The following is a 23,259-nucleotide window of genomic DNA, read 5'->3' as shown; positions in this document are numbered from 1 at the left end:
ACCCTACAGCCTTCGGGAACTATGTCAGCTTCAACCCTGTCGCCGCCTCGAGCTCGGCAATCGCCTGGGCGCCGCTGGTGACCTTGATGGTGGTCATACCCATCTCACGCGCGGGCTTCAGATTGACGCCGAGATCGTCGAGATAGACGCAATTTCCCGGATCGACCTTCAGCGTCTCGACCATCATCTTGTAAATGCGTGGGTCGGGCTTGCGCAGGCCGATCTTGGCGGACTCGATGACGTGGTCGAACAGCACCATCACCTCGGCAATGTAGAGCGAGCGCCCGGTCATGCTGCCGATGGCGTTGGCAGGCAGGTTGTTGGTGATGCAGCCGGTCTTGAGCCCGGCCTTGATTCGCTTCAACGCTTCGACCATCTCGGGACGCAGATCGCCCTGAAGCAGCGGCAGCACGTCGCGGCCGCGCACCTCCGCGCCGAGCGCGCGCGACTCCTCCGCGAACAACGTGTCGAAGGTGTCGATGTCGACCTCGGCGCGCTCGAACCTGGCCCAGGCGTTCTCCAGATGGTTGGCCGCGTTGGTGCGCCGGATGATGTCGATGGGCAGCCCGCGCTCGGTCTCGAACCGCGCGAACGCCTCGAACGGCGAGCTCGTCAGCACGCCGCCAAAATCAAAGATCACCGCCTCGATCGCCAATGTCCTGCCCTCGTCAATTCCTTTCCAAGAGGGCTAGCATGCGCTATCGGCAAGGGCCAGTCCGAAGCAATCCGCCCTCACCGAGGCCGCCGCCAAAGCGTGTTCCCATGAAGAAGCTTGCAACTCCCATCATCGCGGCGCTGCTGCTCGCCGCGCCCGCCCATGCCATCGTCGGCGGCGGCACGCCGCAAGCCGACGGCGTTGCGCGCGCCGTCGTCACCATCGTCGGCTCGCGCGGCAATTTCTGCACTGGCAGCCTGATCGCACCAAAACTCGTGCTCACCGTCGCCCACTGCGTGCAGCCCGGCGCGGACTACAAGATCGTGGATCGCGGCACCGACGGCCAGCCGCAATTGCTGAATGTCCGCACCGTCGCGATCCATCCGAACTTCAACATGCAGGCGATGCAGGCGCATCGCGCCACCGCCGACGTGGCGCTGCTGCAACTGGAAATTCCACTCAAGGGAAAATCGGCGGTGCCGGTTGGCATGCCGAATATTCCAATTCAGGTCGGCAGCCGCTTCGTCATCGCCGGTATAGGCGTCACCGTGCGCGGTGATGGCAAGAGCGGCGGCGCGACGCGCGTCGCGGGCCTCGTCGCCACCGGCCAGCCCGGCACGCTTCAGATCCGGCTGGTCGATCCCGTAACCAACGGTGTTCGCGACGGAATCGGCGCCTGCACCGGTGATTCCGGCGGTCCCGTGTTCGAGGACAAGCCGAACGGCGCCGTGCTCGTCGGCCTCATCAGCTGGTCCACGGGGGCGAATGGCGCGGCTGGCTGCGGCGGGTTGACCGGCGTCACGCCGCTCACGCTCTACCGCGACTGGATCTTGCAGACCGCGCGGAGCTGGGGTGCGGCGCTGTGATTTGACCGCAACTTGATCTATGTCATTTTGTAGCGGAAGCCCGATGGGCGACCATGCCTGTCGCGGAGGAAACGCGTCGCTCAATCAAGGGCGGCCGCAAAAACAAGCAAGGCATAGAAGCAACAATGAATGTCGCTGTTCGCAGTCACGCCACGGCCAAACAGGTTTCAGAGCATTTCGACGTGCTGATCGTCGGCGCCGGCATCTCCGGCATCGGCAGCGCCTATCACGTCACAAAGCACCTGCCGGGCACGAGCTACGTCATCCTGGAAACGCAAGCGACGTTCGGCGGCACCTGGAGCACGCATCGCTATCCCGGCATCCGCTCGGACAGCGACCTCCACACTTTCGGTTATAGCTTCAAGCCCTGGGTCGGGCCGCCCATCGCGACCGCCGAGGAGATCCTCGCTTATATGAACGAGGTGATCGAGGACAACGATATCGCCCGCCACATCCGCTACAAGCACAAGATCAATTCCGCGAGCTGGTCGAGCGACCAAAACCTCTGGACCATCGAAGCGGTCACGACCGATACCGGTGAAGCAAAGACCTTCACCGCAAACTTCCTCTGGATGTGCCAGGGCTATTATCGCCATTCCGAGGGTTACACGCCCGAGTGGAAGGGCATGGATCGCTTCAAGGGCCGCATCGTCCATCCGCAGACCTGGCCCGACGACATCGACCTCACCGGCAAGAGGGTCGTCGTGATCGGCTCGGGCGCGACCGCAGCGACGCTGGTGCCGAACATCGCGGACGATTGCGCGCATGTCACCATGCTGCAGCGCTCGCCGACCTATTTCCGCCTCGGCCGCAACGCCATCGAGATCGCCGAGGAGCTGCGTCGGCTCCAGGTGGATGAAGCATGGATCCACGAGATCGTCCGCCGCAAGATCCTGTTCGAGCAGGATGCGTTCACGAAGCTCTGCGTGTCCAGGCCCGAGCAGGTGAAGAAGGAACTGATCGGCCAGATCAGCGCGGTGCTTGGGCCGGATTACGATGTCGAGACGCACTTCACGCCGAGCTACCGGCCGTGGCGGCAGCGCATCGCCTTCGTGCCCGATGCCGATCTGTTCAAGGGGATCGCCAGCGGCAAGGCCTCCGTCGTCACCGACGAGATCGAATGCTTCGTCGAGAACGGCATCCAGCTCAAGTCGGGCAAGCTGCTGGAAGCCGATATCATCGTCACCGCGACCGGCTTCAATCTCGCGGCGCTCGGCGACATCGCCTTCGAGATCGACGGCAAGCCGCTCGCCTTCGGCGACACCGTCACCTATCGCGGCATGATGTTCACGGGCGTGCCGAACATGGTCTGGGTGTTCGGCTATTTCCGCGCCAGCTGGACGCTGCGCGTCGACCTCGTCGCCGATTTCGTCTGCCGTCTGCTCGGACATATGAAGGCGAAGGGCAAAAAGAAGGTCGAGGTGAGCTTGCGTCCCGAAGACCACAACATGCCGATCCTGCCCTGGATCGATCCGGAGAACTTCAACCCCGGCTACATGATGCGCAACATGAACCTGCTGCCCAAGCGCGGCGACAAGCCGGAATGGCAGCACAGCCAGGATTACTGGACCGAAAAGGACGAGATCCCGAAGACGGATCTGGATGACAAGGCGTTCGTGTACGGGTGAGGGGGTTGTTCCTGTAGGGGCGATGGCCGTCGTCACGCACGCCACTGTCGTCCCGGGGCGCGAAGCGAGCCCGGGACCCATACTCCCAGGCAGTGGTCGTAGGGCGAGCAGGTAACTCCGAGTCTTCGCCAAACGTCTCCCTGTGGGTATGGATCCCGGATCGGCGCTCCGCTCTAGACAACGCTACGCGTTGTCGGGAGCTGCGCTTGTCCAGGACGACACCGTTTGTTGGGTTAGCGGTGTCCCAACTCATTCGCGCCGCGGCTACGAATTTCTCCGCGTTGCGCTCGTCGCAATTGCCGCAGCCGCAGTCCGGTTCTCCACGCCCAGCTTCGCATAGATCTGCTCGAGATGCTTGTCGACCGTGCGCGGGCTCAATCCCAGGATCTGCGCGATGTCGCGATTGGTCTTGCCCTTGCTGAGCCAGGCCAGCACTTCCCCTTCGCGGGTGGTGAGGCCGAGCTCGCTGGTGAATTCCGGCGGCAACGCGGTGCCGGATTCCTTGGACAGCCGCAGCAGGAACTCGTTCGGCGCGGTTTCGCCCATGTAATAGAACCGGAGTTGCGGATTGTCGGGCAAGGAAGCGCCTTGCGACTTCGAGCTGCCCTTGCCCTTGGCCTGCTCCAGCCAGTGCAGCAGTGATGGCGGAAGGGCAAAGTCGTCGGCCTGGGCCCCGTGGTGATCGGACAGCAGCTTCTGCGCCTGCGGGGTCGCCCAGAGGATGCTGCCCTGCCGGTTGACCGCGAACAGGAAGCGGCCGGAGACGTCGAGCGCGGCGCGCGCGCTCTGGGTCAGGCGGGCGTTGCCGAGATGGACACGGATGCGCGCCAGCATCTCCTCGATCACGATCGGCTTGGTCACGTAGTCGACGCCGCCGGCGTCCAGCCCGCGCACGATATGCTCGGTCTCGGCGAGGCCCGTCATGAAGATCACGGGGACGTTGGCAAGGCCCGCATCGCGCTTGAGGCGGCGGCAGGTCTCGAAGCCGTCGATGCCGGGCATCACCGCATCGAGCAGCACGATGTCGGGCGTGATCTGCTCGACGATGCGCATCGCCGCCGCGCCGTCGAGCGCCACCATCACCGTCATCCCGGCGCCGTCGAGCGCGTCGGTGAGCAGCCGCAGCGTCTCGGGAGAGTCATCGACAACGAGCGCGACGTCGCGCTTCTTTGACTCAATGCTCATGCGCATGCAACGTCTTCAATGTGGTCATGTACTGGTCGAGATCGAAGCGGTCGACCAGCGATCGCATCTGGGCGACGAAGTCGGCATGCTCCGGATGCTCGCTGCCGATCTCGTCGAGCTTCAGCTGGATGCCCTTGACGTAGCCGATCTGGCCGAGCCCGATCAGCTCCTCGATGTGTCGCACCGGCGGCCGTGAGCCGCTCTCGGGCTGCCAGAACGGCACCGCGATCTCGTCCGAGCCGTATTGCCATTCGATCTTGAGCAGTTGGCGGATCGTCTCCAGCAGCCGCGGAATGTCGATCGGCTTCATCAGATAGCCGTCGTGGAACGGTTGCGCCAGCGGCGTGCCGTGAGCCTCCAGCGCGCTCGCCGAGACCATCAGGATTCGGGCCTGGTGATGGCCGCTCGCGCGCAGCGTCTCCGCGACCGTCCAGCCGTCCATGCCGGGCATGGAGATATCGAGCAGGAACAGATCGGGCCGGCAATGCTGCGCCAGCGCGAGGCAGCCCGGGCCGTCGGTGGCGCTGAGCAGGATGAAGCCGAGCGGCGTCAGCACTTCGCGCAGGAGGTCGCGATGAACGGGGTCGTCGTCGGTGATCAGGATCGTCTTGCGCGCGCCGTGATAGCCGGAGACCGGCGCCTCCACCGGCGCGATGCGCTGGGGATTGGCGACCTCCGACAGCAGGATCTTGACCTTGAACGTGCTGCCGGTGCCGACCGTGCTCATGACCTTGATGTCGCCGCCCATGACGCCGGCGAGCAGCCGGCTGATGGTCAGCCCGAGGCCCGTTCCGGTCTGTGGCTGCGAGACACCGAGGGCGCCGCGTTCGAACGGCGCGAAGATGCGTTCGAGATCGTCGCCCTGGATGCCGGGACCGGTGTCGATCACTTCGAATTCGGCAACGGGGCTGCGATAGTGCACCACGAACTGCACGCTGCCGGCCTGGGTGAATTTGATCGCGTTGGAGAGCAAATTGATCAGCACCTGGCGCAGCCGCTTCTCGTCGGCATAGACCACGACCGGCAAGTGGGCGGGACGCCTGAACACGAAGTCGATGCCCTTGGCGGCGGCCTGAAGACGGAACATGCCGACGAGCTGGTCGAGGAATTCGCTGAGGCGAACCTCGTCGCGCGAGAGATACAGCCGCCCCGCCTCGATCTTGGAGATGTCCAGGATGCCGTCGATCAGGCCGGAGAGATGGTCGGCGCTGCGGCGAACCACGCGGACCTGGTCGCGCGGCTTGGTGTTGAGCGTCGTATCCTGCTCGAGGAGCTGCGCATAGCCGCTGATCGCATTCAGCGGCGAGCGCAGCTCGTGGCTGAGGCCGACGACATAGCGGCTCTTGGCGAGGTTGGCGGATTCGGCGACCTCCTTGGCGCGCTGGAGTTCGGCGTCGGTGCGCTTGTGCGCGTCGATCTCCTGGATCAGCAGCGTGGTCTGCCGCCGCGTCTCGGCCTCCGCGGCCCGCCGGCTCTGCTGCGCCAGCACGAACAGCCAGGCCACCACGCCGATGATGATGCTGAGCGAGAAGAACACCTTCCACAGCACGTCGGAGACGAGCATGTTCTCGCCATGCGCGCTCGCGGAGGTCTGGAGATAGATCAGCCCCAGCACGAGCGCGACGAGGCCGGCCGAGATCACGAACACGCCGATGTAATGGCCGAGCTGCGAATTGATCCGCTGGTAGATCGGCTGCGGCAGGATCTTGCCGAGCGTCTCGGAGAATTGCGTCTGTACGCGCGCATGCGGCTTGCAGAGGTCGTGGCAGCGGGCGTCGAGCGAGCAGCACAAGGAGCAGATCGGCCCGGCGTAAGCGGGGCAGGAGGCCATGTCCTCCGGTTCGAACGAGTGCTCGCAGATGCAGCACTGGATCGCCTCGATGTTCTGCCAGCTCCGCTTCGGCTTGCGCGCGATGTAGTATTTGCCGCCGGTCGCCCATGCGATCAGGGGGGCAGCGAGGAAGGCAACCGCCAGCGCGATGAAGGCCGACAGCGCCTTCGCGGTCGGCCCGAACAGGCCGTAGAAGGCACTGATGGAGATGATGGTCGCGATCGTCATCGCACCGACGCCGACCGGATTGATGTCGTAGAGATGCGCGCGCTTGAACTCGATCTGCTGTGGCCGCAATCCAAGTGGCTTGTTGATGACGAGGTCGGCGACCAGTGCGCCGACCCAGGCGATCGCGACGTTGGAATAGAGTGCCAGCGTCTGCTCCAGCGCCTTGTAGACGCCGATCTCCATCAACAGCAGCGCCACGATGACGTTGAAGACCAGCCAGACCACGCGGCCGGGATGGCTGTGGGTCAGGCGCGAGAAGAAGTTCGACCAGGCGATCGAGCCGGCATAGGCGTTGGTGACGTTGATCTTGACCTGCGACAGGATCACGAAGGTGCCGGTCAGCGCCAGCGCGAGATCGGGCTGTGACAGCACGTATCGAAATGCTTCGAGATACATATGCGCCGGCTCGGCGGCCTCTTCGGGCGGCACGCCGTGGCTGAGCGCGAAGAAGGCGAGGAACGAGCCGGCCAGCAATTTCAGCGCGCCGAGCACGATCCAGCCGGGGCCCGCGCTCATCAGTGCGATCCACCAGGAGGTCCTGGAGGCCCGACGGTCGCGCGGCAGGAATCGCAAGAAGTCGACCTGCTCGCCGATCTGCGCCACCAGCGAAAACACGACCGAGGCCGCAACACCGAACAGCAGCAGATCGAAATGTCCGTTGAGGTCGCCGTGCTCGCCCGAGAACTTGCGCCACTCCGTGAACGAGTAGGGGTTGGCCCAGGCGATCGCCGCAAAGGGCAGGATGTGCAGAATGATCCAGAGTGGCTGGGTCCAGAGCTGGAAGCGGCTGATCAGCGTGATGCCGTAGGCCACCAGCGGGATGATGACGACCGCGCTGATGAGATAGCCGACCGGCCTCGGAATCCCGAAGCACATCTCGAGCGCGGACGCCAGGATCACCGCTTCGATCGCGAAGAAGATGAAGGTGAAGGACGCGTAGATCAGTGAGGTGACGGTCGAGCCGATGTAGCCGAAACCAGCGCCGCGCGTCAGCAGGTCAATGTCGATGCCGCATTTGGCGGCATAATAGGCAATCGGCACGCCGCAGCAGAAGATGATGGTCGAGACCACGAGGATCGCGGCGGTGGCGTTGGTGACGCCGTAATTCAGGGTGATGGTGCCGCCGATCGCCTCCATCGCCAGGAACGAGATCGCGCCCAGCGCGGTGTTGGCAACGCGGGCGGTGGACCAGCGACGCGCGCTCTTGGCCGTGAAGCGCAGCGCGTAGTCTTCCAGCGTCTGGTTGGCGACCCATTGGTTGTACTGGCGCCTGACGCGGTCTATTCGCTGCCGCCCTGCCACTTAATCCCACTCCCGATACGACCCGGATCCCTCGCAAATCCCGTACCAAAAGCCTACGTCGGCATTTTGCGGTGCAGTATACGCGATCTTGCGTATGCTTGCGCTGCACAAATTCGAGCCATCCTCACGGCACCAATCGCGTGTCCTCGAACAAAAGTGGGGTGCTCATGTCAGACGAAGCAAACAAGGGCCTGTTGTCGCCGCTCCGGCGCAAATTATTGATGGGAATGGCGGCGGTGCCGGCCATCACGATGCTGCCGCGGGCGTCTTTTGCACAGGCCCCGGCGACCTCGGCGGTCAATACCACGGGTCTCGCGGTCACCGACACCGAGGTGACGGTCGGCATCCTGCATTCGGCGACCGGCACCATGGCGATCTCCGAGACCGGCTCGATCGAAGCCGAAAAGCTCGCCATCGAGCAGATCAACGCCATGGGCGGCGTGCTCGGCCGCAAGATCAAGTTCATCCAGGAGGACGGCGCCAGCGACTGGCCGACCTTCGCCGAGAAGGCCAAGAAGCTGCTGGTCAACGACAAGGTCGCGGCGATCATGGGCTGCTGGACCTCGGCCTCGCGCAAGGCCGTGCTCCCGGTCATGGAGCAGTATAACGGCATGCTCTACTACCCGACCTTCTACGAAGGCCTCGAGCAGTCCAAGAACGTGATCTACACCGGCCAGGAGGCGACCCAGCAGATTCTCGCGGGCCTGAACTGGATCGCCAAGGAGAAGGGCGCGAAGTCGTTCTTCTTCATCGGCTCCGACTACATCTGGCCGCGCACCTCGAACAAGATCGCGCGCAAGCACGTCGAGAACGTGCTGAAGGGCAAGGTCGTCGGCGAGGAGTATTATCCGCTCGGCAACACCCAGTTCAATTCGGTCATCAACAAGATCAAGCTGACCAAGCCCGACGTGATCTTCACTGACGTCGTCGGCGGTTCCAACGTCGCGTTCTACAAGCAGCTCAAGGCTGCCGGCATCGACCTCGCCAAGCAGCCGCTGCTGACGATCTCGGTGACCGAAGACGAAATCGACGGCATCGGCGGCGAGAACATCGCAGGCGCCTATGCCTGCATGAAGTACTTCCAGTCGCTCGACAATCCGAACAACAAGACCTTCGTGCCCGCGTTCAAGAAGATGTGGGGCGAGAAGACCGTGATCGGAGACGTCACCCAGGCTGCCTATCTCGGCCCGTGGCTGTGGAAGTTGACGGTCGAGAAGGCCGGCTCGTTCGACGTCGACAAGATCGCGGCGGCTTCGCCGGGCGTCGAGTTCAAGGGTGCTCCGGAAGGCTATGTGCGCATCCACGAGAACCATCACCTCTGGTCGAAGACCCGGGTGGGCCGCGCCAAGCTCGATGGCCAGTTCGAGCTGATCTACGAGACCGCCGATCTCGTCGAGCCGGATCCGTTCCCCAAGGGCTACCAGTAAGAAGCGCTACCAGTCAGAGCGCGGCCTCTGCCGCGTCTCCCTCGAGGCAAAACCGCTCCCTGGCGTGGATCGCACGTCCATGCCCAAGACCCCCGCGTCGCGAACCTGCTCGCGACGCGGGACCCTTTCCCTGACGGAGGACATCGATGTTCGGCGACTACTCGATTGGCGACCTTGGCTCCATCTTCGTCATGCAGGGTTTTGCGGGACTGATCCTGTTCTCGGTCTACGTGCTGATGGCGCTCGGTCTTGCGATCATCTTCGGCCAGATGGGCGTCATCAACATGGCCCATGGCGAGTTCATGATCCTCGGGGCCTACGTCACCTGGATGACCTCGAATTTCTTCCAGTCCTATTTGCCGAGCCTGTTCAGCGGCTACTTCTTCCTCGCGATGATCCTGGCCTTCGTCGCGTCCGGCGCGCTGGGAATGCTGGTGGAATGGGTGCTGATACGGCACCTCTACAAGCGCCCGCTCGATACGCTGCTCGCCACCTGGGGCCTCAGCCTGATGTTGCAGCAGGCCTATCGTTCCGTGTTCGGCGCGCGCGAGGTCGGCGTCGAGCTGCCGCAGTGGATGCTCGGCTCGCTGCACGTGACCGACAGCATCGAAGTGCCGATCAACGGCGTCTTCGTGATGTGCCTCACCGTGCTGATCACGCTGGGCGTCGCCTATGTGATGTACAAATCGCGCTGGGGCCGGCAGGTGCGCGCCGTCGTGCAGAACCGCATCATGGCCGGCGCCGTCGGCATCAACACCGAAAAGGTCGATCGCTACACCTACGGCCTCGGCTGCGGCATCGCCGGCATCGCGGGCAGCGCCTTCACCATGATCGGCTCGACCGGGCCGACCTCCGGTCAGCTCTACATCGTCGACACGTTCCTGGTGGTCGTGTTCGGCGGCGCCGCGAGCCTGCTCGGCACCATCGCCTCCGCCTTCTCGATCTCGCAGACGCAATCCACCCTCGAGTTCTTCATGTCGGGCTCGATGGCCAAGGTGCTGACGCTGCTCGCCGTTGTCGGAATCCTGATGCTGCGGCCGCAGGGGCTGTTCGCCCTCAAGGTCCGGAAGTAAGAAAATGGGGCTGATGCAATGACCGACAATCGGTTCTTCAATCGATCGGAGCTCATCGGAATTCTGGTGCTCGCGGTGTTCCTGGTGGTGGTGCTGCCGCTCTCGCTCGATGTCTTCAGGCTCAATCTGGTCGCGAAATACCTGACCTATGCATTCGTCGCGCTGGGGCTGGTGATCTGCTGGGGCTATGGCGGCATCTTAAGCCTCGGTCAGGGCGTGTTCTTCGGGCTCGGCGGCTACTGCATGGCGATGTTCCTCAAGCTCGAGGCATCAAGCGTGGAGAACACCAAGATCCAGTCGACCCCCGGCATCCCCGATTTCATGGACTGGAATCAGATCACCGCGCTGCCGTTCTTCTGGAAGCCCTTCAACAGCCTCACCTTTACCATCGCCGCTATCATTCTCGTGCCCGGCATCTTCGCTCTCATCATCGGCACCGCGATGTTCAAGCGCCGGGTCGGCGGCACCTACTTCGCCATCATCACCCAGGCCGTCGCCGCCATCCTCACCATCCTGATCGTCGGACAGCAGGGTTACACCGGCGGCATCAACGGCATGACCGATCTGCGCACGCTGAAGGGCTGGGACATCCGGCCCGACCACGCCAAGATCGTGCTGTACTTCTTCGAGGTTGGACTGCTGTTCGCCTGCATCATGATCGCGCAGTTCGTCCGGCACTCCAAGCTGGGGCGCATCCTGGTCGCGATGCGCGAGAAGGAGGACCGGGTTCGCTTCTCCGGCTACAGCGTCGCGAACTTCAAGATCTTCGCCTTCTGCATCGCCGCGGTCTTCGCCGCGATCGGCGGCGCCATGTTCGCGCTGAACGTCGGTTTCATGTCGCCCTCTTTCGTCGGCATCGTGCCCTCGATCGAAATGGTGATCTACACCGCGGTCGGCGGCCGGCTGTCGATCCTGGGCGCGATCTACGGCACGCTGCTGGTCAACTTCGCCAAGACCAGCCTGTCGGAAACCTTTCCCGAATTGTGGCTGTTTGGCCTCGGCGGATTGTTCATCGCCGTGGTCCTGGCCTTCCCGAACGGCCTTGCCGGGATCTGGGGCGACTATGTGCAGCCGCGCATCGATCGCCTGATCTCGTCACGCAAACCGAAACCCGAGGGCTGGACCGAAAGCTCGGTCGCCGACGGCGCTCCGGCAGAGTGAGGAGATCATCATGCTCGTAGGTCACCACGATGCCGATGCCATGCTGGCAGTGAGGAGATAGGTCATGCTCGTCGGTCATCACGATGCCGATGCCACGCTGGCAGTGAGGAGATAGATCATGCTCGTCGGTCATCAGCCCAAGGAATTCCTGCTCGCCGTCGAAGCGCTCACCGTGTCGTTCGACGGGTTCAAGGCGGTCAATGATCTCTCCTTCTACGTGGACGAGAACGAGATCCGCGTCATCATCGGCCCCAACGGCGCCGGCAAGACCACGGTGCTCGACCTGATCTGCGGCAAGACCAAGGCCACGTCGGGCTCGATCCAGTTCCGCGGCAAGGAGCTGACGCGGATGAAGGAGAACGAGATCGTCAAGACCGGGGTCGGCCGCAAGTTCCAGAACCCCTCGATCTACGACGATCTCACGGTGTTCGAGAATCTGGAGATCTCATATCCCCGCGGCCGCTCCGTGTTCGGCGCGCTGACCTTCACCCGCGACGCCGCCGTGCGCGACCGGGTGCACGAGGTCGCCGAGATGATCTTCCTGAAGGATCGGCTCAACGTGAACGCCGATCTGCTCAGCCACGGCCAGAAGCAATGGCTCGAGATCGGCATGCTGCTGATCCAGGACCCGGACCTCTTGATGCTGGACGAGCCCGTCGCCGGCATGAGCGTGTCCGAGCGCGCCAAGACCGCCGAGCTGCTTAATCGCATCATCAAGAACCGCTCGGTGCTGGTGATCGAGCACGACATGAAGTTCGTCGAGGACATCGCGCACAAGGTCACCGTGCTTCACCAGGGCCAGATCCTCTCCGAGGGGACCATGGAGAAGGTGAAGAACGACCCCAAGGTCGTTGAAGTCTATCTGGGCCATTAGGGAGACGCGACGATGCTGGCAATTTCCGATCTTCACGTCGCCTACGGCCAGAGCGAGGTGCTGCACGGGCTCAACGTCAAGGTCGCGCCGAACGAGATCGTCGCGATCATGGGCCGCAACGGCATGGGCAAGACCACGCTGATGAAGTCGCTGATGGGCATTCTGCCGACGAAAAGCGGCTCGGTAACCATGGACGGCGCCGAGCTCGGTGGTCTGCCGAGCTACGAGAGGGTGGCCAAGGGCCTCGCCTACGTGCCGCAGGGCCGCATGATCTTCTCGACCATGACGGTGAAGGAGAACATCGAGACCGGCCTCGTCGTCTCCGGCGGCACCGAGGTGCCTGAAGACATCTACGAATTGTTCCCGGTGCTGCTGGAGATGAAGGGCCGCCGCGGCGGCAATCTGTCCGGCGGCCAGCAGCAGCAGCTCGCGATTGCGCGGGCGCTCGCGACCAAGCCGAAGGTGCTGCTGCTGGATGAGCCGACCGAAGGCATCCAGCCGTCGATCATCAAGGACATGGCGCGCACCCTGAAGCGCATCCGTGACGAAAAGGGGCTCTCGATCGTGGTGTCCGAGCAGGTCCTGAGCTTCGCGCTCGATATCGCCGACCGCGTGCTGGTCATCGAGAACGGCGAGATCGTTCGCGACGATCCGCGCGACGCCGTCGATGCCGCGCAGGTCTCCAAATATCTGTCCGTCTAATCAACCGTAGTAAAAGGGGAGCATCTCGATGCCAGAGACACTGATCAAGGTCGATCTCACCAAGTCGGCTTACGAAAATGACATGGTGCATAATCGCTGGCACCCCGACATTCCGATCGTTGCCTGGGTCAATCCCGGCGACGATTTCATCATCGAGACCTATGACTGGACCGGCGGCTTCATCAAGAACAACGATTGCGCCGACGACGTGCGCGACATCGATCTGTCGATCGTGCACTTCCTCTCCGGCCCGATCGGCGTCAAGGGCGCCGAGCCCGGCGATCTCCTGGTCGTCGACCTGCTCGACGTCGGCCCGATGAAGGAGAGCCTTTGGGGCTTCAACGGCTTCTTCTCCAAGCAGAACGGCGGTGGCTTCCTCACCGACCACTTCCCGCTGGCGCAGAAATCGATCTGGGACATCAAGGGCCTCTACACCTCGTCGCGTCACGTTCCCGGCGTCAACTTCGCCGGCCTGATCCATCCCGGCCTGATCGGCTGTCTGCCCGATCCGAAGATGCTGGATATGTGGAACAAGCGCGAGGCCGAGCTGATCTCGACCAACCCGACCCGCGTGCCCGGCCTTGCCAACCCGCCATTCGCGCCGACCGCCCATGGCGGCCGCGCCAAGGGCGAGGTCAAGGCGAAGATCGGCGCCGAAGGCGCGCGCACAGTGCCGCCGCGCGAGCATGGCGGCAATTGCGACATCAAGGACCTGTCGCGCGGATCGAAGATCTACTTCCCGGTCTATGTGCCCGGCGCCGGTCTCTCGATGGGCGACCTGCACTTCAGCCAGGGCGACGGCGAGATCACCTTCTGCGGCGCGATCGAGATGGCCGGCTGGCTGCATCTGAAGGTCGAGGTGATCAAGGACGGCATGGCGAAGTACGGCATCAAGAACCCGATCTTCAAGCCGTCGCCGATCACGCCGAACTACAAGGACTACCTGATCTTCGAAGGCATCTCGGTCGACGAGGCCGGCAAGCAGCACTATCTCGACGTCCACATCGCCTACCGCCAGGCCTGCCTCAACGCCATCGAGTATCTGAAGAAGTTCGGCTACTCCGGCGCGCAGGCCTACTCGATCCTCGGCACCGCGCCGTGCCAGGGGCACATTTCCGGCGTGGTCGACGTGCCCAACGCCTGCGCCACGCTATGGTTGCCGACGGAGATCTTCGACTTCGACGTGATGCCGTCGGCGGCAGGTCCCATCAAGCACATCACCGGCGATATCCAGATGCCGATCTCGCCGGACAAGTAATCCCTGCGCGACGGGATGCGGGACGGCGCGTATCTGCCGCCCCGCATCCGCCGCCAGGTGTGTTGAACAGGCAAGAGCGTGGGGATGATGCGATGCCGGTCTATGAATATCTCTGTGACGACTGCGGTCCCTTCAAGGACCTGCGCCCGATGGCGGAATGCGACGATCCGCAAAGCTGTCCGCATTGCGAGACCATGGCGCCGCGGGTGATCCTGACCGCGCCGAATTTCTTCTGCATGCCGGCGGAGAAGCGCAAGGCGCACGCCGTCAACGAGCGCAGCACGCACGCGCCGCAGACGCTCGCGCAATACAAGGCCTCGCACGGCCCCGGCTGCGGCTGCTGCTCCACGGGCAAGACGGTCAAGGACAAGAGCTCGACGGACAGGAGGAAGCCGGCGCGGTTGATGACCAAGAGCAGGAGCGGCGCCAAGGGTTTTCCAACGGCCCGCCCCTGGATGATCAGCCACTAACCCACGCGACCGCTCGATCGGCGGCCAACCCAGAACAACAAGTCAAGTACAGGAGCGGTCAAAATGCTTCACGGCGACATTTCCAGCAGCAACGACACCGTCGGCGTCGCAGTGGTGAACTACAAGATGCCCCGCCTTCACACCAAGGCCGAGGTGCTCGACAACGCCCGCAAGATCGCCGACATGGTGGTGGGCATGAAGGTCGGCCTGCCCGGCATGGACCTCGTGATCTTCCCCGAATACTCCACTCAGGGGATCATGTACGACTCCAAGGAGATGTATGAGACCGCCTCGGCGGTGCCCGGTGAAGAGACCGCGATCTTCGCCGAGGCCTGCCGCAAGGCGAAAGTGTGGGGCGTGTTCTCGCTGACCGGCGAGCGCCACGAGGAGCACCCGCACAAGGCGCCCTACAACACCTTGATCCTGATGAACGACAAGGGCGAGATCGTCCAGAAGTACCGCAAGATCATGCCCTGGGTGCCGATCGAGGGCTGGTATCCCGGCAATTGCACTTATGTCTCCGACGGCCCGAAGGGCCTCAAGGTCAGCCTGATCATCTGCGACGACGGCAACTATCCGGAGATCTGGCGTGACTGCGCCATGAAGGGCGCCGAGCTGATCGTGCGTTGCCAGGGCTACATGTATCCGGCCAAGGAGCAGCAGGTCCTGATTTCCAAGGCCATGGCATGGGCCAACAATGTCTATGTCGCGGTCGCTAATGCCGCCGGCTTCGACGGCGTCTATTCCTACTTCGGCCACTCCGCGATCATCGGTTTCGACGGCCGCACACTCGGCGAGTGCGGCGAAGAGGATTACGGCATCCAGTACGCCCAGCTGTCGAAGCATCTGATCCGCGACGCGCGCCGCAATGGCCAGTCGCAGAACCACCTCTACAAGCTGGTCCACCGTGGTTACACCGGCATGATCAATTCCGGCGAAAGCCCGCGCGGCGTTGCGGCGTGTCCGTATGATTTCTACAAGAACTGGATCGCCGATCCCGAAGGCACGCGCGACATGGTCGAGGCGATGACCCGCTCGACGCCGGGGACCGACGAGTGCCCGATCGAGGGCATCCCCAATGAGGCAGCAGCCAGCAACTACTGAGCTGTCGCGGATGTCGCAGGGTGGGCAAAGCGTTCGCGTGCCCGCCCCTCATCGCGAACCCGCGGACAGGGGCGCCAAGTGTGTTCGCGGCGCAGCGCCAAGCCCCGACTGGTGGGGCAGTTCTACTGTGCATGGGGTTGTTTTCGACGTTTTTGGGGGGCGGATCGGCTCGCCACGCCTACCGCTTCTTCTGCTCGGGCTTGCGCGGTGGCCGCGGCGGCACGGGCGTGCCGGCCATCTTGTTGGCGGTCTCGCTGACGTCGAGCAGCGAGCGACGAATGTCCTCGATGTAGCTCGCCGACTTCTTCCTCATGGTGTCGGTCAGCTCGCGCAGCCCCTGCACCGTCTCGAACAGCTCGTCGGCCTTGCCATCGACGAAGCCCGGCACCACGCCCTCGATCTTGGTGACCGCCTTGTCGAAGCCTGCGAAGGCACTGTCGACCTTGGCCATGACGGAATCGATTTCGCCGCCCTTGCTCCTGAGGTCGGCGCTGGAGTTCTCGAATGTGCGGAGCCCCTCCTTGATCGCAGGGGCGTTGCTCACGATCGTGCGGTCGACACTGTGCAAGGTGTCGACGATGGATTCGACGTCGCTGAGATCGGCGGTGAGCACGGGAATGCCGTCCGAATCAAGCGGCACCGGCGGTGCGGAAGGCGCTCCGCCGATCAGGGAGACCGCGGCGACGCCGGTGAGACCCTGGAACTCGATTCCCGCCACGGTGTCCTTGCGGATCGGTGCGGTGTTGTCGAGCATCACCAGCGCCACGACCTTGCGGGGATTGTCCAGCTTGATCGACAGGATCTGGCCCGCGAGCACACCGTCGAAATTGACCGGGCCGCCACGGCGCAGGCCGCTGGCGGAACCGCCTTCGAACACCACGCGCAACTGGCTGCGGCTCTGGATGGTGCGCCATTTCTGCACGCCGAGCAGACCGCCGAACGCCACGGCGATCACCGCCAGGGTCGCCGTTCCGATCACCAGATTGCTCGCGCGTGCCATGCGGGTGCGATTTTACGACCAAAGCGGGGAAGTTGGAAGGAGTCCGAACGACCGCAATGCTAACGCGAGCGGGTTAACGACTTGTCCGCCGTAGCTCGAAGAGCGAAGGCGGAAGCGTAACCCGCCACTGCTCTCCGCCGTGCAAAATGGCGCGCTAGTCCGCCCAACGCGACATCAATGCCCGGCCGCGCGCTTTGCCGCGGCATTGTTCAGCACGATCAGGGCATCGACGGCGACACCCGTCCTGGTGTTGATCAGGAACGGATTGATGTCGATCGAGGCGATCCGGTCGCCGGCATCCGCGATCAGGTTGGACAGGCCGACCAGCGCCTTCACCGCGGAGGCCTCGTGCAAGGCCGGCTTGCCGCGATAGCCGCGCATCTTGATGCCGGCCTTGGTGCGGCCGATCAGGAGCCGCGCCTCGGCCTCGTCGAGCGGCGCGCCGGCGAGCGCGACGTCCTTCATCAGCTCGATGTCGATGCCGCCGGTGCCGAACAGCACGACCGGGCCCATCTCGGCGTCGAGCGAGGCGCCGACCACGAGTTCGAGGTCGGCCTTGACCTGCTGCGCGATCAGGATGCCGTCGAGCCTCGGCTTGCCCTTCAGCCGCTTCACCCGCGCGGTGATATCGGCGAACGCCTTCCTCACCTCGGCCGCATTGCTCAGGTTCAGCACCACGCCGCCGATGTCGGACTTGTGCAGGATCTCGGCGCTGACGACCTTTGCCACGACCGGGAAGCCGATCTGTTTCGCGATCTTCACGGCCTCCGCCGCCGTCTGTGCGGTCGCTTCCTTCGAGGTCGGGATGCCATAGGCCTTCAGGAGCTTCTTCGAGGCGACTTCGTCGAGCGCGGCGCCGTTCGCCGAAGTCAGCGCCTTTTCCAGCACGGCACGCGCGGCGGGTTTCGAGCTCGAGACGATGTCGGGTACTTCCTTGCGTAGCTTCGCATAGGCGAGCAGTGACTTGATCGCGGTGACCGCGCGGTCCATGCCCTGCATGACCGCGAGATGCGGCAGCGATTTGCGCAAGGACTTGGTGAATTCGGTGAAGCCGATCGACATCGCGCTGATGTAGATCACGGGCTTTGAGGCCCGGCTCGCCATCTCGTCGACGATGCGCAGGTTACGCTCGCGCAGCTCGTGCGGCGCCTTCGGCAGCTCGGCATCGATGATGACGATGTCGATATCGGGGTCGTCGATCATCAGCTTGATAGACTTCATGTAGACGGAGGGATCGACGACCGCGGCAAAGCCGGCGTCAAGCGGATTGCCTACGATCGATCCGGGCCCGAGCATCCTCGCCAGCTCCGAGCTGACATGCGGGCTGAGCGGTGCGAAGTTCAAGCCTTCCGCATAGAAGGCGTCGATCAGCATGCCGCGCTTGCCGCCGGACAGCGTGACCGCGGCGAGCCGGTCCCCGTTGGGTACGGCGGCGTGGACGAAGCATTCGGTGGTCTCGATCAATTCGTCGAGCCCGCCGACCCGGATGACACCTTCACGCGTTGCGATTGCGTCGAACGTCTCGATCGAGCCCGCCAGCGCTCCGGTGTGCGCCATCGCCGCGGCGCGGCCGCCCTCGGATGCGCCGAGCTTGAGCGCGATCACGGGCTTGCTCGCCGCGCGCGCCGCCTTGCAGGCATCGCGAAAGGCCTTGGTGTTGCGCACGCCCTCGAGGTAGACCACGATCACCTTGACGCTCGGATCCTCCGCGAAATAACGCATCAGGTCCGGCGTCTCGAGCCCGGCCTCGTTGCCGGTCGTCACCATGTAGCCGACACCGACACCGCGATCCTCCAGCGCCTGGCGGATCGCCATGACGATGGCGCCGGATTGCCCGGCGATCGCCACCGCGCCCTGCTCCATGGTGACGATGCGGTCGTCGATATTGGTGAAGAGCTTTTCGCCGGCGCTTAAGTTGCCGAGGCAATTCGGGCCGGTGACGGCGAGGCCGGTTTCGCGGATGGCCGCTTGCAGTTCGGCGGCGAGCTTCTGGCTCTCGTCATCCTGCAACTCGCTGAAGCCGGAGGTGACGATGGTGGCCGAGCGCGCGCCGGCCGCGGCGGCATCGCGGATCACTTGCACGGCGAAACGCGCCGGCACCAGCACCAGGACATGATCGGGCTTTTCCGGGAGGGCCGCAAAGTCCTTGTAGCAGGGCACACCCCAGATCGTCTCGCGCTTGGCGTTGACCGGATAGAGCCCGCCCTCGAAGCCGTATTTGACCAGATTGTTCCAGATGCGCTCGGCATAATTGCCGGGCTTGTCGGTTGCGCCCACCAGCACGATGTTGTGCGGGTGCAGCATGGCATGGATGCCCTTTACGATGTCGCTGGCGTCGGGCGATGGAGACCATGGGCGCGGAGAGGAGAATGCAGCAGATACGCGAGCTTCCATGGTGTGACCTCACCTGTTGTTCTTCTTGGTGGCGCGTCACTCTGTTCTATGGCGAGTTCTTCGCAGTAGCAACCACATGGTATGCCGTGTGATGGAATGAGCGATGCATCGCTGCTATTCATTCGCTCCCATCAGGACGCCATGCAGGACATAACGTTCGGGACCGGACGTGACGGCGTCGAACGGCCAGCAGGTGGCGAGCACGAGCTCGGCATCCTGTGTCGCGGGATCGATGCCCGATGCGTCGAAACGGACAACGGCCGAAGAATCCACGCGATAGCGGAAATGCCTGCCGTCGCGGCGGGTGATCTCGATCACGTCTCCGATCGCAACATTCCGTAAGAAGCGGAAATGCGTATCGCGATGGGCGGCATAGACGGCAACGCCGCGTTCTCCGGCATCGGCTGTCCGCTCGATATGGCCGGGTCCGAAAGCGAGCGCCTGGCCGCTCGTGCCGTCCAGAACGATCGCACTGGCGCCGATCCGCTTCACCTCGATCCGGGCGACCGGCCAGGTATCGGCCCATGACCATGGCTTGACCACCTCTCCCGTCGCGACGCTTCTGTCGAACGCGCGTTCCAGCAGCACCTGCGCGAGCCACGCCTTGGCATGGATATAGGCGCCGTCGCCGAACAGGACGGCGCCGATCAGCGCGAGAACCAGGGGAGAGATGAGGCGCGGCATTGAGTATCTCTTGTTCGTCGTTCCGGGGCTCGCGTAGCGAGAACCCGGAACCTCGAGATTCCGGGTTCGGCTCTACGAGCCGCCCCGGAATGACATTCCCCAAAAAGGCGCGCGCGGCCGTTGGGTAGGGGACGGGCAGCCGCGCGCGCTAACAGAGGAGTTCGGGGGGCTCCTCTCTCAAGCGGCGTCAGTGAGCAAGGGCTGACGCCGGTTGAACACGAACAGGATCAGGGCGAGCACGATCAGGACCAGACCTGCGATCATCTTCAGCTCGGCCGAGGTGGCGGTCTTGGGCAGGCGGATCGCGTCGGGTGCGGCGGGGATCGGCCGCCTTGCCGCCGGCTGGTTGCGCGCATCGGCATGACGTTCGCGCAGCTGCGTCGGCACCTGCTGCGGCCGTTCGCCGAAGATCTTTTCGAAATCCCAGCCGGCCGGCAGATTGATCGGCAATTCGCTGAGCTTGAGCGGTTCGCCTTCGGGGCGGCTCGGCGTCTTGTCGATCGCGACGAGGCTGGTGAGCCGCGTGACGATCTGATGGTCGAGCGCCAGCGCCAGGATCGCCTTGTCGGCCTCTTCCGGCGTCATCTCGCGCATCGTGCGCGCCACTTCGGCGTCGCCGATCTTGCGCCTGGCCCAGAGTTTTGACAGGCCCTTGCCTTCGGCGGCATTCTGCAACGGCAGCGTCACCGACCACGGACGGTCGCCGACGCGTCCCTTGATCTCAAGCGAGCCTGCGAGCTTGTCGAGCCTGGCCGCCAGCACCAGGGGCTCGTCGCGATAGACGTCCGGAATGATCGCCGGGGTGACGTCGGCCGTGGCTTCGGAGAACTTTGCGCTGAGGCCGGTCACCGCCGGATTTTCCAGCTTCGCGAACAGGCCGCGCATGCGCTCCTCGACCTGCTCGACAGAGCCGATATGGGTGAAGGCGCCGCGGCCGAGCTCGGAAGCGCGCGTCATCAGATAGGTGTTTGGCGCGGACCCGATGCCGACCATGAATACGCGCGAGCGGCCGCGCATCGCCGTGATCGTCTCGAACAATTGCTGCTCGTTGCCGATCGCGCCGTCGGTCAGGAACACGACCTGGCGAACCATGCCGGTGTCACCGATCTTGTCGGTCAGCGCGGCGCGCATCGCCGGCACCATCTCGGTGCCGCCGCGCGCCTGCAAGGCGCTGACGAACGAGGTCGCTTCGCCGACATGGGCGGCATCCGCCGGCACGGAGGCCGGAAACAGCACATCCATGGTATCGTCGAAACGGATGACGTTGAAGCGGTCGGCCGGCTGGAGGCGGCCGAGGGCGTAAAGCAGGCTCGCCTTGGCCTGGACGATCGAGGTGCCGCCCATCGAGCCCGAATTGTCGATCACGAACACGACCTCGCGCGGAAGCGGCTTCTGCGTTGCCTGCTCGGCGCTCGGCGGCGTGACGAAGGCGAGCAGGTAATCGGCATCGCCGACATGCTCGCGGAAGAGGCCGACCGACGGTGCTTTCTGAGCCGCCGGCTTCCACGTCAGTTCGAAATCGCGGTCGGCGGGCACCGCGCCGTCGGCGAGCGTGACGATGCGCGTCGCGTTGTCCGGGCTCTCGATCTTGACGTTATGATGGTGGCTCTTGACCTCGCCGAGCGCAAAGCCGGCCTTCAGACGCACTGTGATGCTGGTCGGGTTAACCGGCGCATTCCTGGCGGGATCCAGCACTGTCGTGGAAATACGCTCGCGGTCGGGCACGGGATCGGACGTGGCGACGCCCCAGCCGGAGCCGTCGTTGCGGAAGTCGACACTCTGCACGATCGGCGCCGGATTGTAGCGCGGGGCGACCACCAGGGGCACGCGCAGCGAATATTCATTGCCGGATTGATGCACCGGCTCCTGATATTCGATCTGCACCAGCACGGTTTCGCCGGGACCGATATTCGCAACCGAGTTGGTGAAGATGTTGGGCCGCTCCTGCTCGGTGAGCGCGGCCTTCTGGCCGGCGCTGCGCGCCTGTTCGTAGATCACGCGCGCCTGTTGCCGCTCCTTGATGTCGCCGACGATGACGCGGTCGCCGACCACCATCTTCAGCGTGTCGACGGCGCCATTGGTCGCGAGCGGATAGACATAGGTGGCCTCGACCCAGTCCTTGGTCGGATTGCGGAACGCCTGGGTGACGCGGGTGCGCAGCGTCGGGCCTGATACCGTGATGTCGATATCGATGCCGAGGCGGATCGCTTCGGTGGTGGCGCCATCTTCCTTCAGGAGGAGGGTGCCGGACCTGGCATCGCCGGGCTGGAGCAGGCTGGCCTGTTCGGTCGTTGCTGACCAGCTCGTCCCGAAGCTCACCAGCAGGGCCACGAAGGCGACCAGCATCACTGCGATGCCCTGCGCGAGAAGAAACAATCCGAGCTTGATCAGCCGGCTCAGCATGGGATGTTCGTCGCTGTCGGCTGTGTCGTAGGTATTCATTTGGCCTGCTCCCGAAGGATGTTTGCAGGCTCAGCATCCGCCGGGAGGGCCTGATTTCGCGAGCAGAATGATCGGCAATGTTCCGCCGCGGCCGGCCCGGGCGGGCGGCGGACGGGTGGCCATGTGCGGTTTTGTGCTGGTTTGTCCGGCCTGCTAGAGTGGTGCTCCCAAGGCAGGGGTGACGATGCAGACGCAGGGCGACAAGCAGCTTTCGGACGAGCAGTGCCGCGAGATCGCGGAGACCATTCGCGAGGAGCTCGCCAGGCGCCGGATCTCCCGGCAGGCGCTGGCCGAACAGGCCAAGCTCAGCCTGTCGACGCTGGAGAAGGTGCTCGGCGGCCGCCGGCCGTTCACGCTGGCGACGACGGTCCGGCTGGAGCAGGCGCTGGGTGTGTCCCTACGCAAGAGCGTCGTCGTCGTGGCGCCTCCGGCCGCGAACGATGTCGCGCCCGACAGCCTCGGCTCCTATGCGCATCGCGCGGTGACCTGGCTCGAGGATGTCTACATCACGCTGCGGCCGTCGTTTGGCGACAAGGACGCGATCTTCGCCTACCGCACCGAAATCTTGTGGGAGCCGAAGGTCTCGTCGCTGGTCTTCCGCGAGGGCGATCGGACCGATGCCGCCTATGAGCATACCGGCGAGGTCGCCGTGCCGCATCAGTCCGGCTTCATCTATCTCGTCATCATCAAGCACGGCCAGCATCGCGTGATCACGGTGTCGCGGCCGACGGTCGCCGGCGAGATGTACGGCATCATCTCGACGCTCCGCGCCGGTCCCGGCTCGCAGCTGACGCCGATTGCAGCACCGATCGCCTACGTGCCGCTCAGAAACGTTCCGACGCCGTCCTTGGGACGGGTCGCGTCCGGCGACGCCAACTATGAGCTGTACCGAAAACACCTGCGCCGCACGGTGGAAGAGCCGTTCGCGCTGTTCTTGCCGGCATAGGTTCACCCTTGGTTCACCCTGGAGATCCG

Annotated in this window: 18 protein-coding genes; 11 read left to right on the top strand and 7 right to left on the bottom strand. The window is 64.1% G+C overall.

All coding sequences use genetic code 11. The features are described 5' to 3' along the window. Positions 1-19 precede the first annotated feature (19 nt). Entirely contained in the window at positions 20-655 is a 636-nt protein-coding gene (locus AAFG50_RS40670; RefSeq protein WP_028172637.1) for an HAD-IA family hydrolase, read from the bottom strand. A 107-nt stretch (positions 656-762) separates the two neighbouring features. Here AAFG50_RS40670 and AAFG50_RS40665 point away from each other — a divergent pair, with 107 nt between their 5' ends. Beyond that, a complete protein-coding gene (locus tag AAFG50_RS40665) occupies positions 763-1,521 on the top strand; it encodes a trypsin-like serine protease (protein ID WP_028172638.1) in 759 nt (252 codons plus the stop codon). Between the two features lie 125 nt (positions 1,522-1,646). After that, complete coding sequence (locus tag AAFG50_RS40660) at positions 1,647-3,149, top strand: NAD(P)/FAD-dependent oxidoreductase (protein ID WP_028172639.1); 1,503 nt, start codon at positions 1,647-1,649, stop codon at positions 3,147-3,149. Between the two features lie 264 nt (positions 3,150-3,413). On the opposite strand, the gene AAFG50_RS40655 is transcribed toward AAFG50_RS40660, so the two are convergent. Both AAFG50_RS40655 and AAFG50_RS40650 read right to left on the bottom strand, forming a co-directional pair. Continuing rightward, complete coding sequence (locus tag AAFG50_RS40655) at positions 3,414-4,340, bottom strand: response regulator transcription factor (RefSeq protein ID WP_161532938.1); 927 nt, start codon at positions 4,338-4,340, stop codon at positions 3,414-3,416. Beyond that, on the bottom strand, positions 4,324-7,695 hold the full coding sequence (locus AAFG50_RS40650) for an ATP-binding protein (protein ID WP_028172640.1): 3,372 nt from the start codon (positions 7,693-7,695) through the stop codon (positions 4,324-4,326). Before AAFG50_RS40650 ends, AAFG50_RS40655 begins: the two co-directional genes overlap by 17 nt. 167 nt (positions 7,696-7,862) lie before the next feature. Here AAFG50_RS40650 and urtA point away from each other — a divergent pair, with 167 nt between their 5' ends. The 8 genes from urtA (at position 7,863) to AAFG50_RS40610 (ending at position 15,764) form a co-directional block, all read left to right on the top strand. Next, on the top strand, positions 7,863-9,122 hold the full coding sequence (gene urtA, locus AAFG50_RS40645) for an urea ABC transporter substrate-binding protein (protein ID WP_028172641.1): 1,260 nt from the start codon (positions 7,863-7,865) through the stop codon (positions 9,120-9,122). A 146-nt stretch (positions 9,123-9,268) separates the two neighbouring features. Next, on the top strand, positions 9,269-10,195 hold the full coding sequence (gene urtB, locus AAFG50_RS40640) for an urea ABC transporter permease subunit UrtB (RefSeq protein WP_011083789.1): 927 nt from the start codon (positions 9,269-9,271) through the stop codon (positions 10,193-10,195). A gap of 18 nt (positions 10,196-10,213) precedes the next feature. Further along, positions 10,214-11,356, top strand: a complete 1,143-nt coding sequence (gene urtC, locus AAFG50_RS40635) for an urea ABC transporter permease subunit UrtC (protein ID WP_028172642.1) — start codon at positions 10,214-10,216, stop codon at positions 11,354-11,356. Between the two features lie 118 nt (positions 11,357-11,474). Then, positions 11,475-12,230, top strand: a complete 756-nt coding sequence (urtD, locus tag AAFG50_RS40630) for an urea ABC transporter ATP-binding protein UrtD (RefSeq protein ID WP_011083791.1) — start codon at positions 11,475-11,477, stop codon at positions 12,228-12,230. Positions 12,231-12,242: 12 nt separating this feature from the next. Then, entirely contained in the window at positions 12,243-12,932 is a 690-nt protein-coding gene (gene urtE, locus AAFG50_RS40625) for an urea ABC transporter ATP-binding subunit UrtE (protein ID WP_011083792.1), read from the top strand. Between the two features lie 28 nt (positions 12,933-12,960). Then, positions 12,961-14,190, top strand: coding sequence for a formamidase (gene fmdA / locus AAFG50_RS40620; protein ID WP_028172643.1), 1,230 nt, complete (start codon positions 12,961-12,963; stop codon positions 14,188-14,190). Between the two features lie 92 nt (positions 14,191-14,282). Then, complete coding sequence (locus AAFG50_RS40615; protein WP_028172644.1) at positions 14,283-14,660, top strand: zinc ribbon domain-containing protein; 378 nt, start codon at positions 14,283-14,285, stop codon at positions 14,658-14,660. Between the two features lie 63 nt (positions 14,661-14,723). After that, on the top strand, positions 14,724-15,764 hold the full coding sequence (locus tag AAFG50_RS40610; RefSeq protein ID WP_028172645.1) for an aliphatic amidase: 1,041 nt from the start codon (positions 14,724-14,726) through the stop codon (positions 15,762-15,764). 178 nt (positions 15,765-15,942) lie between these two features. On the opposite strand, the gene AAFG50_RS40605 is transcribed toward AAFG50_RS40610, so the two are convergent. The 4 genes from AAFG50_RS40605 to AAFG50_RS40590 form a co-directional block, all read right to left on the bottom strand. Then, entirely contained in the window at positions 15,943-16,764 is an 822-nt protein-coding gene (locus AAFG50_RS40605) for an MlaD family protein (protein ID WP_028172646.1), read from the bottom strand. A 174-nt stretch (positions 16,765-16,938) separates the two neighbouring features. Beyond that, positions 16,939-19,158, bottom strand: a complete 2,220-nt coding sequence (locus tag AAFG50_RS40600; protein WP_028172647.1) for an acetate--CoA ligase family protein — start codon at positions 19,156-19,158, stop codon at positions 16,939-16,941. A gap of 114 nt (positions 19,159-19,272) precedes the next feature. Beyond that, on the bottom strand, positions 19,273-19,842 hold the full coding sequence (locus AAFG50_RS40595; RefSeq protein ID WP_028172648.1) for a class GN sortase: 570 nt from the start codon (positions 19,840-19,842) through the stop codon (positions 19,273-19,275). A 177-nt stretch (positions 19,843-20,019) separates the two neighbouring features. Then, positions 20,020-22,284: a marine proteobacterial sortase target protein gene (locus AAFG50_RS40590; protein WP_028172649.1), complete on the bottom strand. Its 2,265-nt coding sequence runs from the start codon at positions 22,282-22,284 to the stop codon at positions 20,020-20,022. A gap of 184 nt (positions 22,285-22,468) precedes the next feature. On the opposite strand from AAFG50_RS40590, the gene AAFG50_RS40585 reads away from it, so the two are divergent. Then, a complete protein-coding gene (locus AAFG50_RS40585) occupies positions 22,469-23,230 on the top strand; it encodes a helix-turn-helix transcriptional regulator (RefSeq protein WP_028172650.1) in 762 nt (253 codons plus the stop codon). Positions 23,231-23,259: the final 29 nt, after the last annotated feature.

This window comes from Bradyrhizobium sp. B039, assembly GCF_038965675.1.
Lineage (GTDB): Bacteria > Pseudomonadota > Alphaproteobacteria > Rhizobiales > Xanthobacteraceae > Bradyrhizobium > Bradyrhizobium diazoefficiens.
This window is presented reverse-complemented; position numbering and strand designations above follow the sequence as displayed.

What these genes read in the sequence shown, in the direction of transcription:
- AAFG50_RS40665 (WP_028172638.1), top strand. Translation starts at nt 763, where the DNA reads ATGAAGAAGCTTGCAACTCCCATCATCGCGGCGCTGCTGCTCGCCGCG.
- AAFG50_RS40660 (WP_028172639.1), top strand. Translation starts at nt 1,647, where the DNA reads ATGAATGTCGCTGTTCGCAGTCACGCCACGGCCAAACAGGTTTCAGAG.
- AAFG50_RS40655 (WP_161532938.1), bottom strand. Translation starts at nt 4,340, where the DNA reads ATGCGCATGAGCATTGAGTCAAAGAAGCGCGACGTCGCGCTCGTTGTC.
- urtA (WP_028172641.1), top strand. Translation starts at nt 7,863, where the DNA reads ATGTCAGACGAAGCAAACAAGGGCCTGTTGTCGCCGCTCCGGCGCAAA.
- urtB (WP_011083789.1), top strand. Translation starts at nt 9,269, where the DNA reads ATGTTCGGCGACTACTCGATTGGCGACCTTGGCTCCATCTTCGTCATG.
- urtC (WP_028172642.1), top strand. Translation starts at nt 10,214, where the DNA reads ATGACCGACAATCGGTTCTTCAATCGATCGGAGCTCATCGGAATTCTG.
- urtD (WP_011083791.1), top strand. Translation starts at nt 11,475, where the DNA reads ATGCTCGTCGGTCATCAGCCCAAGGAATTCCTGCTCGCCGTCGAAGCG.
- urtE (WP_011083792.1), top strand. Translation starts at nt 12,243, where the DNA reads ATGCTGGCAATTTCCGATCTTCACGTCGCCTACGGCCAGAGCGAGGTG.
- fmdA (WP_028172643.1), top strand. Translation starts at nt 12,961, where the DNA reads ATGCCAGAGACACTGATCAAGGTCGATCTCACCAAGTCGGCTTACGAA.
- AAFG50_RS40615 (WP_028172644.1), top strand. Translation starts at nt 14,283, where the DNA reads ATGCCGGTCTATGAATATCTCTGTGACGACTGCGGTCCCTTCAAGGAC.
- AAFG50_RS40610 (WP_028172645.1), top strand. Translation starts at nt 14,724, where the DNA reads ATGCTTCACGGCGACATTTCCAGCAGCAACGACACCGTCGGCGTCGCA.
- AAFG50_RS40605 (WP_028172646.1), bottom strand. Translation starts at nt 16,764, where the DNA reads ATGGCACGCGCGAGCAATCTGGTGATCGGAACGGCGACCCTGGCGGTG.
- AAFG50_RS40600 (WP_028172647.1), bottom strand. Translation starts at nt 19,158, where the DNA reads ATGGAAGCTCGCGTATCTGCTGCATTCTCCTCTCCGCGCCCATGGTCT.
- AAFG50_RS40595 (WP_028172648.1), bottom strand. Translation starts at nt 19,842, where the DNA reads ATGCCGCGCCTCATCTCTCCCCTGGTTCTCGCGCTGATCGGCGCCGTC.
- AAFG50_RS40590 (WP_028172649.1), bottom strand. Translation starts at nt 22,284, where the DNA reads ATGAATACCTACGACACAGCCGACAGCGACGAACATCCCATGCTGAGC.
- AAFG50_RS40585 (WP_028172650.1), top strand. Translation starts at nt 22,469, where the DNA reads ATGCAGACGCAGGGCGACAAGCAGCTTTCGGACGAGCAGTGCCGCGAG.